Genomic DNA, 13,792 nt, shown 5'->3' on the forward strand with positions numbered 1-13,792 from the left:
TTTGTGCTTACAATTGAAAACGTAACGAAAACATTCGGCAGCTTTACCGCTGTTGACAATTTGAACCTGCAAATACCTGAAAGGGAAATGTTCGGGCTGCTCGGCGCAAACGGCGCGGGAAAAACGACGACCTTTCGGATGATTTTAGGTCTTTTAAGCCTGACTGACGGGCATATCACCTGGAAAGGGCAGCCGGTCAATTATTCCATCAGTGAAAAAATCGGCTATCTCCCGGAAGAGCGGGGGCTGTATCCGAAAGTGAAGGTGAGTGACCAGCTTGTCTATCTGGCGAGATTAAAAGGAATGGGCAAAAAAGAGGCGGAAAAAGAGCTCATGACATGGCTCGAGCGGTTCGGCATTACAGATTACAAGAATAAGAAAGTCGAAGAGCTGTCGAAAGGAAACCAGCAGAAAATCCAGTTCATTTCGGCCGTCCTGCATAAGCCTGAACTGCTGATTCTCGATGAACCTTTCAGCGGTCTTGATCCGGTGAATGTCGAGCTGCTGAAAGAAGCGGTCATTTCTTTGAAAAACAGCGGCGTTTCCATCGTTTTTTCAAGCCACCGAATGGAGCATGTGGAAGAACTTTGTGAGAATTTGTGCATTCTCCAGAAGGGAAAACCCGTCGTTCAAGGCAATCTGAAAGACATTAAGCGGTCTTTCGGCAAAAAAAATGTCACCGTTCATTCAGATGATGACCTCAGCTTTTTAAAAACGCATGAAGGTGTCGTGAAATGGAAGGAAACAAATGACGGAATCAGACTGCAGGTCGCGAATGAACCTGTTTCTCAGGATATTTTCCGGGCGCTGCAAGGGAAAGGTTTTATACGGAAGTTCGAATTGGAAGAGCCGTCACTGCATGATATTTTTATAGAAAAGGTGGGGGCCGTTTATGAATAAATTTTGGATTATGCTGTTTCATACATACAAAAACAAAATCGCGGCAAAGTCATTCATTATTTCGACTGCCATTACCGTTTTATTGGTATTAGCGGTGACCAACCTGCAATCGATTATTTCCGTGTTTCAATCGGATGACGGCAAGCAGCAGATCGCGGTGATTGATGAAACGGGCGGGCTGTACCCGGCGTTTGCAAAACAGCTTAAAGCGGCGGATACAGACAATGATCTGCAGGCAATGGAGACGAAGGAGTCCGAAAAAGATGCCGTAAAGCGTGTCAAAGACGGTGAATGGGACGGACTGTTTATCATCAGACAAGATCAAAAAGGAACGATAACAGGAGCATACAAGGCACTGACCATTTCCGATGAATCAGCGTATAAACTGCTCAAGCAGGCTTTAACCCAGACAAAAACCGCTGTCGAAACCGCCAAGCTCGGCATTTCGGCAGAAAAAGTCAGCAGCCTCTACACTCCGCCGGAAGTCAGCAAAGACGCGCTGGAAAAAGGGGCGAAATCTGAGGAAGAGCTCGGTCAGGTAATGGGGCTTGTATACATCATGCTGTTTGTCATCTACTTCTCAGTTATCATGTACGCAAGCATGATTGCGATGGAAGTGGCGACGGAAAAATCGTCCCGCGTCATGGAAATTTTAATTTCAAGCATGCCGCCGATTCAGCAGATGTTTGCCAAACTGTTCGGTATCGCGCTCGTGGGGATCACACAGTTTGCGGTGCTGATTGCGGCGGGTTATCTCTCACTGAAGCTGAACCCTCATAATGAGGCGTCGTCGCCGATCAGTGCATTTCTCAATTTTACGGATGTTCCCGTCTCGACGATAGTCTATGCCGTCATTTTCTATTTGCTCGGCTATTTTCTTTACGCGACGCTTGCCGCGTTTCTCGGCAGTGTTGTCAGCCGGATAGAGGACGTACAGCAGACGATTCAGCCGATGGTTTTTTTAATCGTGGCAGGTTTTATGATCGCCATGTTCGGCCTCGGCAATCCTGACGCCGGTTTTATTACCGTTACATCTTACATTCCGTTTTTCACGCCTATGATTATGTTTTTACGCGTCGGGATGCTCGATATCCCGTTTTGGCAGGCTGCGGCCGGAATCGCCCTGACACTGCTCACTATCGTGATCTTTGCAGCGGTCGGCGCGAAAATTTACAAAGGCGGGGTTTTGATTTACGGAAACGCCAGCGGATTCAAAGCGATTAAACAAGCGCTGCGCATCTCCAAAAAATAAGAGAAACAGCCCGGAACAGCCGGGCTGTTTTTTTATTTTGCAGAACGTGCATTCGTATAAAAACGGTGCTAAAATAAGGGTAATTCAATTTGCAGAAAGGGGAGGGCGAGATGGCTGATCTGACGTTTATTCATGCCGCTGACCTGCATCTGGACAGCCCGTTTTACGGCATTTCGAATCTGCCTGAACCGGTATATGCGCGTATTAAAGAAAGCACATTTCACAGCGTCCGCCGACTGACGGACGGGGCACTCCGGGAGCAGGCAGATTTCGTGCTGCTTTCGGGGGATCTGTTTGACGAAGCCAACAGAAGTTTAAAAGCCCAGCTGTTTTTGAGAAAACAGTTTACGAGATTACAGGAAGCGGATATCCAAGTGTTCGTCATATTCGGCAACCATGATCATTTGGGCGGTAAGTGGACGCCGATTGAATGGCCGGAAAATGTACATATCTTCACCTCGGATACACCGGAGGAAAAATCTTTCTTTAAAAACGGAGAGCTTGCGGCAAGCATATACGGATGCAGCTATCAGGAAAGAAGCGTAACGGTCAATCAGGCGGCCCGTTACCGGAAAATGACCGGCGCGCCTTATCATATCGGCATGCTCCACGGCATGTTATCAGGAGCGGAAGGGCATGACCCGTACTGCCCGTTTACGAAAGAAGACCTTGAAAAAAGCGGCATGGATTACTGGGCGCTCGGACACATTCATAAACGGCAGGTTCTGTCCGCCCAGCATCCCGCCGCCATTTACCCCGGGAATATTCAAGCCCGGCATTTAAAAGAAACCGGGCCTAAGGGATATTATCTCGTCCGGGCGGCAAACGGTGAGATGTCTTGGGAATTCAAAGAAGCGCATGATGTGTTATGGGAGGAAATTGATCTGGATATCTCCGGAGCTGAACATATGACTTCACTTCTGAAAGCCGCATCAGATACATTCTCCGGCTTGCGCGCGGCGGGCCGTCCGGCATGTGTCAGGCTGGTGCTTCGCGGCGCGGCGCCCCGCTTTTGGACGGAGGCGCCCGCAGGCATCGCGGAGGAGCTTCTTTCCGCTTTACAGGAGGAAGAGGCCGAAGAGGAATGTTTCATCTGGCCGCTTGCGCTTGAGGATCGGACGGACGAAACAGACAGCGTGCCGCCCGATCCGTTTTTTAAAGGGCTGCTTCAGGACATAGAACAATGCGCGGACATGAGCGGTGTATTTGAAGCCCTTGAGCGTCATCCCGTATACCGGCGTCAGATGGCTTCATTTACAGATGAAGAGATACTGGATATTAAGCGGCAGGCTCAAGCCGTTTTAAGACGCCAGATGAAGGAGCTTCAGCGATGAAAATAACGGCGATGCATATTTACCAATATGGAAAATTTTCCGACCGAAGTTTTCAGCTGTCAGATTCTCCCGTGCAAGTGATCTACGGGTTAAATGAAGCGGGTAAAACGACATTGATGTCCTTCATCAAAAGCGTGCTGTTCGGTTTTCCGAAATCAAAAAAATACGAACCGAAAAACGGCGGGGTTTACGGCGGCGCTGTAGAATTGAAGCATGGCGATCACGGCGCTGTCAAAATCGAACGGACAAAAGGCGCTGCCGAAAAAGTCAGAGTGTATACGGCTTCAGGCGAAATCAAGGACGGAGAATGGCTCAAACAGCTTCTCTCCGATACAGACCGGGCGCTGTACGAAGCGATCTATTCGTTCGATGTATTCGGACTGCAGGAGATTCAAGCTTTTAACCGGGACAAAATCGGCGAGTTTCTCCTGTATTCGAGCTTATTCGGGTCGGAAGCGGCGGCAAAGCTTGACGGGCGGCTGGCAAAAGAACTTGACAGGATGTATAAGCCGAACGGGCGGAACCCCCGCTTAAATCAGGAGTTGGATACATTAAAGCGGCTCAGCGCCCAGCTGAAACAGGCGGAAGCGGCGGAAGCGGGTTATCACAGCCTTCTGGAAGAGAAAAAAAGCGCCGGCGGCCGTTTGCAGGATGCCGAAGCACGATTGAAAGACATAACTGAAGAAATCAAAACAGTAAAATCAGCGATAGAAGCAAAGCCGCTCGCAGACAAAAAAACAGCCTTGGAAAGCGAACTTTCTTCTTATCCGGAAGCATTGAAGCAATTCCCGAAGGACGGAATGCATCAGCTTGAAAAATACGAATCGCATCTCCATCCGAAAGCGGCCCGTCTTGAGGGGCTTCGGGCAAAAGCGGATGAACTCCGGCGGCAGGCTGAGCTGCTCGCTCCAAATGAGGACTTGCTGCAAAAAGAGCGGCAGCTGCAGGAGCTTTCCGGCGAGCAGCATATGTACGAATCGCGCGGCGAACAGCTTGCCGCCATCCAATCACAGATCCGGCAGACATCTGCCTGCGTCTCGTCAGGATTGCAGCAGCTCGGAAGACATGAGGAAGACGGCATTCTTTCACTGAACACCGATTATGAATATGAATGGCGGCTGCAGGAAGCCGTGCAGAGCGCCGGACAGGCAAGAGAAAGAAAGGCACAGCTTGATGCGATGTTCGAACAAGCGCGGCTGGAGCTGGAAGAAGCCGAAAGAAAACATGCCGTGACGGCGGAAAACATTTTGGACCCCGCTGTCAGGATAGAAAAAGAAGCCGCTTTACAATCATATAAGCAAACGGCTGATACAGAAGGAAACGAATGGCAGGCACATGTTCAGCATCTGGAAAAACAGCGCGCCAAACAAAAAAAGCTCTTTCTCGGTGCGGGCATTCTGTTCATTGCGATTTTCGCTATGTTAAAGGAATGGCTGCCTGCCGCCCTTTTTACCGGTGCTCTGCTGCTGTATATGCTGTCCGGCATGCAAAAACCGCTGCTGACAGAAAGAGGAGGGCCCGGACACAAGAAAAAGAAGCCGGCGATCTCCAAAGAAGCGGCTGATCTTCTGCAGGAAGAGCTTTGGCGTGACGGCCGGCACCGGCAGCAGCTGATTGCGGATCAAGCCGTGCTTGAACAGAAAGAATCGGCATATGAAAGGGTCATCCGCCAATATGAAGAATGGGAGGCGGAAATGGCGCCGTCTGAAAAACAGGCGGAACTTTTTATGAATGAACTGGGGTTTTCAGGAAGTCCTTCCCATCTTCTGGACGCATATCATGTGATGAAAGATGTCAAAAAAGAAATCCTTAACAAGCATGAGCTGACCATTGAAGCGGGCAGGCTGCAAAAGCTGCAAAGAGCATTTGAGGACCGGGTCAAAAAGCTGAGTCCTTCAGACGGAAGGGAGCTGTCCGTAAAAGAAAGACTGCACGTTTTGCTGGCTCAGGCGGAACGGGCCCGTGAGGAAGCAAAACGAAAACAGGCGCTCGAAACGGATCAGCTGCATGCACAAGAGCAAATGCGTGAATTAAACGAAGAAGTTCATTACTACGAACAGCAGGTCAAACAGCTTTTCATGGCGGCAGGCGCAAAAAACCGCGAACACTTTTGTGAACTCGCCAGGCTGAATGAAAGCCGCCGGGAAACAGAGCGGCAGCTGCGCGAAATCAAAACGCACTTGTCCGGCATAGGCGGAAAACAGCTGGAGCCGTACATGAGCCGCACAGTGTCCGAACTTGAACATACAGTCGTTCAGAAGGAAACAGAGAAAAAAACGCTTGAGGAAAAAAGCGCCCAGCTCCGTGAGCAAACCGCTTTATTAACGGTGAAGCAAGAGCAGCTGGAGTCCTCGGGGCTTGTATCCGATTTAAAACAGCAGACAGAAATGCAGAAGGAGCGCGTGAAAAAAACCGCTAAAGAGTGGGCCGCATTACAGACGGTCAGACACATCATCAGGGAAAAAATGGAGCGGCATAAAAAAGTGACGCTTCCCCGTCTGTTAGAAACCGCCGGTGCATTATACGGACCGCTTACGGACGGACGCTATCACAAATTGTATTTCTCCGAGGCTGATGATTCCATTATGGTCATGCGGAAAGACGGAACGGTGTTTTCTGCAGGCGAACTCTCACAGGCGGCATGCGAGCAGCTTTATGCGGCGATTCGTTTTGCCCTTGCGTCAGAGAGGGAATCTGCGGTATCACTGCCGTTTTTACTTGATGACAGTTTTGTCCATTTTGACAGGCAGCGGCTGCAGCGGCTGTTTGATGTGCTGAATCAGCTTTCAGAAGGCGGGCGGCAGATACTTTATTTCACCTGCCATGAGCATGTCAGCCGGTCTTTTCACAGCGGACAAGTCATGCGGCTCCTGTCATAAAAGAGTTTATTTTCAAAAAAGAGGTATGTGCTATACTGGTATTATGTAAGATATGGAGGGAGCTTTTAATAGAATGGCAAAAGGTATTATGCTGCACGAGGTCGGCGAGCAGGTCGATCAATACTTTCTGATTAAATCTTCGACTAAAGGAATCGCAAGCAATGGAAAACCATTCCTGACGTTAATGCTGCAGGACCAATCGGGAGATATCGAAGCGAAGCTGTGGGATGCCAAGCCGACTGATGAAGTAACGTACGCGGCGCAGACGATCGTGAAGGTGATCGGAGATGTCCATCACTATCGCGGACGAAACCAGCTTAAGCTGAGAAACATCCGGCCGGCCGGCGAGAACGAAAATGTCAGCATTGATGATTTTCTGGAAACGGCGCCGATTCCGAAAAATGAAATGATGGAAACCGTCACTCAATACATTTTTGAAATGAAAAATCCAAATATCCAGCGGATCACAAGACATCTGGTCAAAAAATATGCGGCTGAGTTTATGGATTACCCGGCGGCGGCTAAAAACCACCATGAGTTCGTCTCCGGGCTCGCGTATCATGTAGTGTCCATGCTGAACCTGGCAAAAGCGATTGCCGATCTGTATCCGTCTCTTGACCGGGATTTACTGTATGCCGGAGTCATTCTGCATGATCTCGGCAAAGTAAAAGAGCTTTCAGGCCCCGTCTCCACAACGTACACCGTGGAAGGGAATCTGCTCGGACACATTTCGATCATGGTGACAGAGCTTTCAAAAGCAGCCGAAGAGCTTCAGATTGACGCTGAAGAAGTGCTGATTCTGAAACATTTGATTTTAAGCCATCACGGAAAAGCGGAATGGGGAAGCCCGAAACCGCCGATGGTGAAAGAAGCGGAAATTCTGCACTACATTGATAATCTGGATGCAAAAATGATCATGATGGACAGAGCGCTGGAACGGGTGAAGCCGGGCGAATACACAGAGCGTGTATTTGCGCTTGAAAACCGTTCTTTCTATAAACCGACTTTCCATCAATAAGATAAAAAGGCCGATTCTTTATGATCGGTCTTTTTTACGTTCAGCTCTCATAACTTGTCTTTATCAAGCATAGCTTAGAATAAAGACTCTGGGTGAAAAAGGGAGGAAACCGACGTGCTATTTTTTCCTTGGTGGGTATACCTTTGCATTATCGGAATTATTTTCAGCGCTTATAAGCTTTTCACAACAGCTAAAGAAGAGGAAAAGCTTGACCAGTCGTTTATTGAAAAAGAAGGAAGGGTGTATATTGAACGGATGGAACAAGAACGCGAGCGCCGTATGGCTGCGCCCGCAAGTGAAAACGGGGATGCGGAAGAAAACTCCAATCATTCCATCGCATAAAAAAACTGTGCGGCTCGCCGAGAGCCCGCACAGTTTTTTTTATTTAGATTCAGAAGATGTTGAAGTGTTAAACGTGTCTTTTAAGTCTTTGTCTTCAACTTTTACGTCAGTTTTTTTCATGACTTTTTGAATTGCCGCCTGTACAGCTGAGCTGTCGTTTAATTTCTGGTTAAGAACTTCTTCTTTCAGTTCTTTTTTCATGTCATCATATTTGCCGCGTTCTTTCGTCTTTTTGATGATATGATAACCGAATTTTGTTTTGACCGGATCGCTGACTTGTCCGACTTTCAGGCCGAATGCAGCTTTGCTGAATGTTGCATCCATTGATTTTTTATCGAACCAGCCAAGGTCGCCGCCGCTGTCTTTTGAGCTGTCAGTTGAATATTCTTTCGCAAGCGTTTCAAACTTCTCGCCTTTTTTCAGCTTTTTCTCCACTTCTTCAGCTGTCTTTTTGTCAGCGACAAGGATGTGGCTCGCACGGATTTTACCTTTTAAGCCGTCGTAATATTCTTTCGTTTCGGAGTCAGTCACTTTGATGTTGTCTTTCGCCGCTTTTTGTGCAAGCAGTTCGTACTTCACCTGATCTTTCAGGTAATCTTCGCCGTACTGCTGTTTAAGGGCGCTGTACTGATCGCCGAGCTGCGTTTTGTACTCTTTCAGCTTGTTATCGATTTCTTTATCCGTTACTTTGTATTTTTTTGCTAATACTTTTTCTTGTACGAGCTGTGTCAGCACACTTGCACCCGCAGTTTTTTTCATGTTCGTGTAGAGCTCGCCTTTTGTTACATTTCCGGCATCCGTCTTGGCGATCACGTCGTTGTCACCGCTGCTGCAAGCGCTGAGAGCCAGGACGCTCGTTGCCGTAATAGCTGCTATCGCGATTTTCTTCATTCCTTTAAACACTCCTAATCATCCAAATTAAATTGCATATGCGTATCATAACATATTGTGGCTTTCTGTAAAAAGATTTTAAATAAAGGGCATTCGTCTAGTCAAACTTTTTCCTGATACATACAAATATATTGATCATGAAAAGGAGGTAATGAACCATGGGCGGAGGATATTCAAACGGTTTCGCACTGCTCGTAGTACTGTTCATATTGCTTATCATCGTAGGTGCAGCTTACATTTGTTAAGCGAAACGGATCGCTTTTTCTAAAAGCGGTCCGTTTTCTTACCCGGGCGCCTAATCGTTTCAGAAGTACATTGCATATGATGTAATTGGAAAAATAAAACGTTTTGTAGGAGGTGCTTTTGGAGATGGGTGAAGTATTTGCAGGCGGTTTTGCATTATTGGTTGTTCTGTTCATCTTATTGATCATCATCGGCGCTTCTTGGCTTTATTAAGAAAAAAATATGGCTGTCGGGGGGTCAGACCTCCGTCAGCCATATTTTTTTGCCTGTTTACACAGTAAAGGAGATCTCGACGAATGAAGAGATCAGTAAAATTAAAATAGATACATTAATAAAACGGAATACCTTATCCTGCCGGTCTTCAGGAATCTCTCTGACAAGGCATAATGTATTTGTGAGCCTGTTTATGAAATAAAGAATAAACAGGGCAGCCACGATAAAATAGAATAAAATGATGGGAGATTCCCCCTCTCTCTGAACTGCTCCCATATTACATTACCAAATATTTATTAAAAAAGATAGAATGTAACCTGAAAAATCAGCGGGACATCAAGACTCCGGCACTTTTTTTACTAAAATATCAAAACCGTCGGATTCCTGGTCAATCAGACATGATTTGGGCGCTTTGACCAGATGGAGCGCAAACAGAAGATCAGGCAGGCAATACCCCGCATGAATGCTCGAAATCATATAAAAGTAATGAGCGTGTCTCGGAAATGCCAGTCCGGCATAAAACAATAACGGCGTAATGAATAAAAACGGGCTGATCGTAGAAATCAGCATCGTCGTTTTCGGTATGCCTTTCCATGTCGGCATCCGCAAGAAGTACATTTTCATTTCCTTTTTTCTTTTTTTACAGATCATCGGCAGGACATGTATGACTTTATGTACAAATAAAGTAACAACGAGCAGAACACAAAAAGCAAACACGTGCCCGTCACTTAAACTGATATTCGGACGCAGCAGCCCGAATGCCAAGAAGTTGCATATAAAAAACAGGATCATAAAACCTACAGCAGTCAATAATAAACGAACCGCACCATAATCTTTGATCAGATTAATGGTTTTCCAGCAATTCATCAGAGTCATCCTTCCGTACAAAGATGGAATACAATCTCAAAATAATTTACTCTCTTCAGGAGAAAAAATCAATCCTTTTTTAAAGAAAAAAATAAACCTGGAAAGAGAAGAACAGAAGAGCTCGGTGAAACATGGAAATGTACGGTTTAACCTTTCTTCTCCATTCATTATCAGCTAAAATAAGATTAAAGATAGAAAGAAGTGAAACGGATGGATTCAATGGATCAGCGTATCGGGCGTTTAGAATATTACATACAATTGCTGGTGAAAACGGTGGATATGGATAAGTACCCTTTTTATGCGATGATGATTGAAAAAGGGCTGACCGAAGAAGAAGGAGAAGAGGTCGGGCGGATCTGCCGCGAATTGGAGGACGAGCTGGAGTCGCAAAAAGCGCAAGGCTTTGTGACGTTTGACAAGCTCCTTGCGCTTTTTGCGGGACAGCTGAACGAAAAATTAGATGTTCATGAAACGATTTTTGCTCTGTATGAGCAGGGGCTTTATACAGCGCTGATGGAAGAGTTTATTGAGATTATGAAGCACTTTGATTAACTGTTGATCGGTTCCAGCTCTTCAGCCGTTTCATGGACAGCCGATTCGTCCGTTTTTTTCTTCAGCCTTCCGTCTTCACTTTCAAAATCATTGTTTATGTTTGTCAATGATTTCTCGAATATCTCCATAAAATCTTCGCCGTAAATGTGGCGGATGACACAGGTTAATTCTTCAACCTCAGGAAACTTCCCGAATAAGTGGTAGATCGGCTGTGAGCCTTTAAACACCGCGTTCCTCGACGGATCAAACTCCTCAAGCAGGCTTTCGAATACATTTTCCCCTTCTTCAGTTAACTGAATGTACGTGTTCCGTTTATCATTCAGCCGCTTGGAAAATTTCAGATATCCCCGTTCTTCAAGCTTTTTTGAAAAGTTAAATGCAGTTGATACGTGCATAACGCCGAATTTGGCGATTTCTGAAATAGAAGCTCCTTTAAGCTGATAGGCAATCCATAATATATGATGCTCATTAATATTAAGGTCGTACGGCTTCAGCCAATTCTGCCAGTCTTTCTCGATAGATTTCCAGAGCGCTTTGGACAGCTGCGCCATTTTTTGGGTATAGATTAAAGCTTCTTTTAGATCGTAAGGCGGTTCAACACGATTCAATACAGATCACCTGCTTCACATTTTCTTTTCCTCTATTATGCCAATAAAATAAAGATTAATAAAGATGAAAATTTAAGAATTTTATAATAAATTCTTAATCCTTTGCTGGGAAAGGCTTTAAACCGAAAAAAAAAGTGCGGAACGCAATAGGTCCGCACTTTTTTTGGTTGTATAGGATATTAGTTTTGTAAGGTTTTCTCCAGCTGTCTGATTTTCTCTTCGATATCAGCGATTTCCTTTTGGAGATCCTGCTGGTGCGGCTTGATTTCCTCCTGCCACCTTTTAATGCTGGTCTGAAGCTCTCCGCCTACGTCTTTAATGACTTCTGCGCTTTCTTTCGCCGTTTGGACAAGCTGGTCCTTAAGCGCCATTCCGTCTTTTTTTAACCGTTTGATTGTGTCCTCAATTGAATTGCAATTCTCTTTGATTTTGCCCCGCAGCTCTTTTCCGGATGAAGGAGCCGAGAGTAACACCGCTGCGCCTCCGATCAATCCGCCTACGAAAAGGCCTGTTAAAAGGGAACGTCCGTCAGCCATTTGAAATCACCCCGTTTTTTTTCTCATAACTTTTATCATTTTTGTTCAGAAGAATAAACTTCTATACATAGCTTGCTTTATTTTAGCATATTTTTTAAGGGAAAAGGAGGGAGAAGGTTGTCTGTCTTTATGATTGTTTTATCTTGTATGGCTCTTGTCTTTGCGGCGGGCGCCGTTTATTACCTGAAACTGCTCGGCCAGGCCGCTTCTTATCCGCCGAAGCGGGTCGTCCGCCAAAAGGCCATTGTCTGCTCAGCAGGAACCGCCCTCGCATTGTTCCTTATCTTTTTCACAAAACTTCTCGTATAAAACATGCTGAAACACATTAAAAAACCTCTTCCGGCCGGAAGAGGTTTCGGTATGCGGTTATTTCACCGTTTCAATCATATTGGACCGTTTTAAGATCGTTTGCACAATCGGATGCATAATGATAATGGCGATCGCGTTCAGCGCAGCCGCCGGAAGGACGACCGCGAGCACCAATGCGGTGAATCCGCCCGGCAGGCCGACAATCAGAAGGGCCAGCGCCAAAAAGAGCAAACCGGAGATGAAGGTGCCGGCTATCGTAATGACGGCGGCGGCCGCTGTTTTCACGCTCTTTTTCACCAAAAGCGCCAGCGCGAGAAACAGAAACGCCGTTACCGGTTTTTCAATGATATTCGGAAGCTGTCCGCCCGGAAAAGATGTCGTGAGTGCGGAAATGATTCCCGTTACAATCCCGATCATCAGTACGTTCTGCACACGGGGGAATAACAGAATACCCATAAACATCATCACAAGCATCATATCGGGTTTCATTCCGAATAATACCGGCGGCATAATGGAATGAAGCACCGCTCCGATTGCCGCAAACAGGGCCATAATGACTAATTCTTTTGTTTTCATACTAAGCTCTCCTCTGCTAAGCTTTTTCGCCATCCAATAATATGCTCGTCATTTATTGCGATGGCCGGAAAAATTGATATGCAAACAGTATATCAAAGGAACCGTTATGTTAGAAGAAATTTATTCGTTTTCCTGCTGGAACTTTCTCATAAACTGAGCCAGTTTTTCACAATCAGCCAGGCTGACGGCGTTGTAGATAGACGCCCTGCAGCCTCCGACTGAGCGGTGGCCTCCGAGTCCGATCATTTTAGCCGCTTTCGCTTCTTCAACGAATTTTTTCGTGAGACTGCTGTCGCGGAGGGTGAACGTGACGTTCATGTGAGAACGGCTGTCTTTTGCGGCATGCCCCGCGTAAAACCCGCCGCTTGCGTCGATTGTGCCGTACAGGACGTCGGCCTTTTCCTGATTGCGCCGTTCAGCCGCTTCGACACCGCCGTTTTCAGCCAGCCATTCAAGGACGAGGCTCAGCATATAAATCGCAAATGTAGGCGGCGTATTATACAGTGAATCGGCTTTTGTGTGAGTGGAGTATTTCAAAATTTTAGGGACGTTGGCGTTTTCGTTTTCAAGCCATGATTTTTTCATGATGACGACCGTGACGCCGGACGGCCCGAGGTTTTTCTGGGCTCCGCCATAGATGACATCAAACGTTTTGACATCAATTTTTCTGCTCAGGATGTCGCTTGACATGTCGGCTACGAGCGGGATCGGTGAATTCGGGAACTCTTTCCACTGCGTTCCGAAAATCGTGTTGTTTGACGTAATATGCAGATAGGCGCCGTCTTTGATTCCTGAGAGGTCCGCTTCCGGTATGCGGTTGTGGTTTGAATCTGCGCTTGTTGCCGTGACGGATGTGTTTCCGAACAGTTTCGCCTCGGCGAGTGCTTTTTCAGACCATGCGCCCGTTACGATGAAGTGCGCCGTTTTTTCCGGCGTTAAAAAGTTCATCGGCAGCATGGAGAATTGAAGGCTTGCGCCGCCTTGAAGAAATAAAATATCATAATCGTCGGGAATATCCATCAGTTCTTTCAGAAGGCTTTTGGCTTTTTGGTGCACCGCGTCATATTCCGTGCTCCGGTGGGACAGCTCCATGACGGACATGCCGGTATCATTGAAGTTGACAAATTCTTTTTGTGCTTTTTGCAGCACATCCAGTGGAAGGGCTGCGGGTCCTGCATTGAAATTCGTTGTACGTTCCATGTTTACGATCTCTCCCTGTTTTCCGCTTTAGTGTAAGAAATAATACAATTATCCTATCACAATTTTTTGATT

17 protein-coding genes are annotated in these 13,792 nt (G+C 46.5%); 10 read left to right on the forward strand and 7 right to left on the reverse strand.

The genetic code is table 11. The features are described from left to right. Nucleotides 1-3 precede the first annotated feature (3 nt). From J6600_RS05055 to J6600_RS05080, 6 genes are all read left to right on the forward strand, one after another. A complete protein-coding gene (locus tag J6600_RS05055) occupies nucleotides 4-900 on the forward strand; it encodes an ABC transporter ATP-binding protein (RefSeq protein ID WP_007409231.1) in 897 nt (298 codons plus the stop codon). Continuing rightward, nucleotides 893-2,152 carry an ABC transporter permease gene (locus J6600_RS05060; protein WP_209388061.1) on the forward strand — a complete coding sequence of 420 codons (1,260 nt, stop codon included), beginning with the start codon at nucleotides 893-895 and terminating at the stop codon, nucleotides 2,150-2,152. The genes J6600_RS05055 and J6600_RS05060 overlap by 8 nt, the downstream gene beginning before the upstream one ends. Nucleotides 2,153-2,262: 110 nt before the next feature. Next, the gene (locus tag J6600_RS05065) at nucleotides 2,263-3,486 is read left to right on the forward strand and encodes a metallophosphoesterase family protein (protein WP_159353970.1); all 1,224 of its coding nucleotides are present in this window, start codon (nucleotides 2,263-2,265) and stop codon (nucleotides 3,484-3,486) included. Further along, the gene (locus J6600_RS05070; protein ID WP_209388062.1) at nucleotides 3,483-6,365 is read left to right on the forward strand and encodes an ATP-binding protein; all 2,883 of its coding nucleotides are present in this window, start codon (nucleotides 3,483-3,485) and stop codon (nucleotides 6,363-6,365) included. The genes J6600_RS05065 and J6600_RS05070 overlap by 4 nt, the downstream gene beginning before the upstream one ends. 73 nt (nucleotides 6,366-6,438) lie before the next feature. Further along, nucleotides 6,439-7,383, forward strand: a complete 945-nt coding sequence (yhaM, locus tag J6600_RS05075) for a 3'-5' exoribonuclease YhaM (RefSeq protein WP_003155251.1) — start codon at nucleotides 6,439-6,441, stop codon at nucleotides 7,381-7,383. 114 nt (nucleotides 7,384-7,497) lie between these two features. Continuing rightward, nucleotides 7,498-7,725: a sporulation YhaL family protein gene (locus J6600_RS05080; protein ID WP_012117207.1), complete on the forward strand. Its 228-nt coding sequence runs from the start codon at nucleotides 7,498-7,500 to the stop codon at nucleotides 7,723-7,725. Between the two features lie 39 nt (nucleotides 7,726-7,764). Here J6600_RS05080 and J6600_RS05085 read toward each other — a convergent pair whose 3' ends face one another. After that, entirely contained in the window at nucleotides 7,765-8,616 is an 852-nt protein-coding gene (locus J6600_RS05085; protein WP_061862029.1) for a peptidylprolyl isomerase, read from the reverse strand. Between the two features lie 158 nt (nucleotides 8,617-8,774). Between J6600_RS05085 and yhzE1 the strand changes: the two genes are divergently transcribed. Further along, nucleotides 8,775-8,861: a sporulation protein YhzE1 gene (gene yhzE1 / locus J6600_RS05090; protein WP_017417375.1), complete on the forward strand. Its 87-nt coding sequence runs from the start codon at nucleotides 8,775-8,777 to the stop codon at nucleotides 8,859-8,861. Nucleotides 8,862-8,985: 124 nt separating this feature from the next. Continuing rightward, nucleotides 8,986-9,072, forward strand: a complete 87-nt coding sequence (yhzE2, locus tag J6600_RS05095; protein ID WP_003155248.1) for a sporulation protein YhzE2 — start codon at nucleotides 8,986-8,988, stop codon at nucleotides 9,070-9,072. 57 nt (nucleotides 9,073-9,129) lie between these two features. Here the strand turns inward: yhzE2 and J6600_RS05100 are convergent, their stop codons facing one another. Both J6600_RS05100 and J6600_RS05105 read right to left on the reverse strand, forming a co-directional pair. Then, complete coding sequence (locus tag J6600_RS05100; RefSeq protein WP_003155245.1) at nucleotides 9,130-9,348, reverse strand: hypothetical protein; 219 nt, start codon at nucleotides 9,346-9,348, stop codon at nucleotides 9,130-9,132. A 60-nt stretch (nucleotides 9,349-9,408) separates the two neighbouring features. After that, nucleotides 9,409-9,939, reverse strand: a complete 531-nt coding sequence (locus J6600_RS05105) for a DUF3267 domain-containing protein (RefSeq protein WP_007409225.1) — start codon at nucleotides 9,937-9,939, stop codon at nucleotides 9,409-9,411. A gap of 210 nt (nucleotides 9,940-10,149) precedes the next feature. On the opposite strand from J6600_RS05105, the gene J6600_RS05110 reads away from it, so the two are divergent. Further along, nucleotides 10,150-10,491, forward strand: a complete 342-nt coding sequence (locus J6600_RS05110) for a YhaI family protein (protein WP_003155243.1) — start codon at nucleotides 10,150-10,152, stop codon at nucleotides 10,489-10,491. Here J6600_RS05110 and J6600_RS05115 read toward each other — a convergent pair. Both J6600_RS05115 and J6600_RS05120 read right to left on the reverse strand, forming a co-directional pair. After that, entirely contained in the window at nucleotides 10,488-11,099 is a 612-nt protein-coding gene (locus J6600_RS05115) for an HTH-type transcriptional regulator Hpr (RefSeq protein ID WP_014417329.1), read from the reverse strand. The genes J6600_RS05110 and J6600_RS05115 overlap by 4 nt on opposite strands. Before the next feature lie 179 nt (nucleotides 11,100-11,278). Then, nucleotides 11,279-11,635: a YtxH domain-containing protein gene (locus J6600_RS05120; RefSeq protein WP_014417330.1), complete on the reverse strand. Its 357-nt coding sequence runs from the start codon at nucleotides 11,633-11,635 to the stop codon at nucleotides 11,279-11,281. A 117-nt stretch (nucleotides 11,636-11,752) separates the two neighbouring features. Here J6600_RS05120 and yhzF point away from each other — a divergent pair, with 117 nt between their 5' ends. Continuing rightward, on the forward strand, nucleotides 11,753-11,944 hold the full coding sequence (gene yhzF, locus J6600_RS05125) for a membrane protein YhzF (RefSeq protein ID WP_007409223.1): 192 nt from the start codon (nucleotides 11,753-11,755) through the stop codon (nucleotides 11,942-11,944). A 57-nt stretch (nucleotides 11,945-12,001) separates the two neighbouring features. Here yhzF and J6600_RS05130 read toward each other — a convergent pair whose 3' ends face one another. After that, on the reverse strand, nucleotides 12,002-12,520 hold the full coding sequence (locus J6600_RS05130; RefSeq protein ID WP_003155234.1) for a tryptophan transporter: 519 nt from the start codon (nucleotides 12,518-12,520) through the stop codon (nucleotides 12,002-12,004). A 120-nt stretch (nucleotides 12,521-12,640) separates the two neighbouring features. After that, nucleotides 12,641-13,720: a 3-phosphoserine/phosphohydroxythreonine transaminase gene (gene serC, locus J6600_RS05135; protein ID WP_088056541.1), complete on the reverse strand. Its 1,080-nt coding sequence runs from the start codon at nucleotides 13,718-13,720 to the stop codon at nucleotides 12,641-12,643. Nucleotides 13,721-13,792 lie beyond the last annotated feature (72 nt).

The sequence above is a fragment of the Bacillus sp. LJBV19 genome, assembly GCF_017797845.1.
Lineage (GTDB): Bacteria > Bacillota > Bacilli > Bacillales > Bacillaceae > Bacillus > Bacillus velezensis.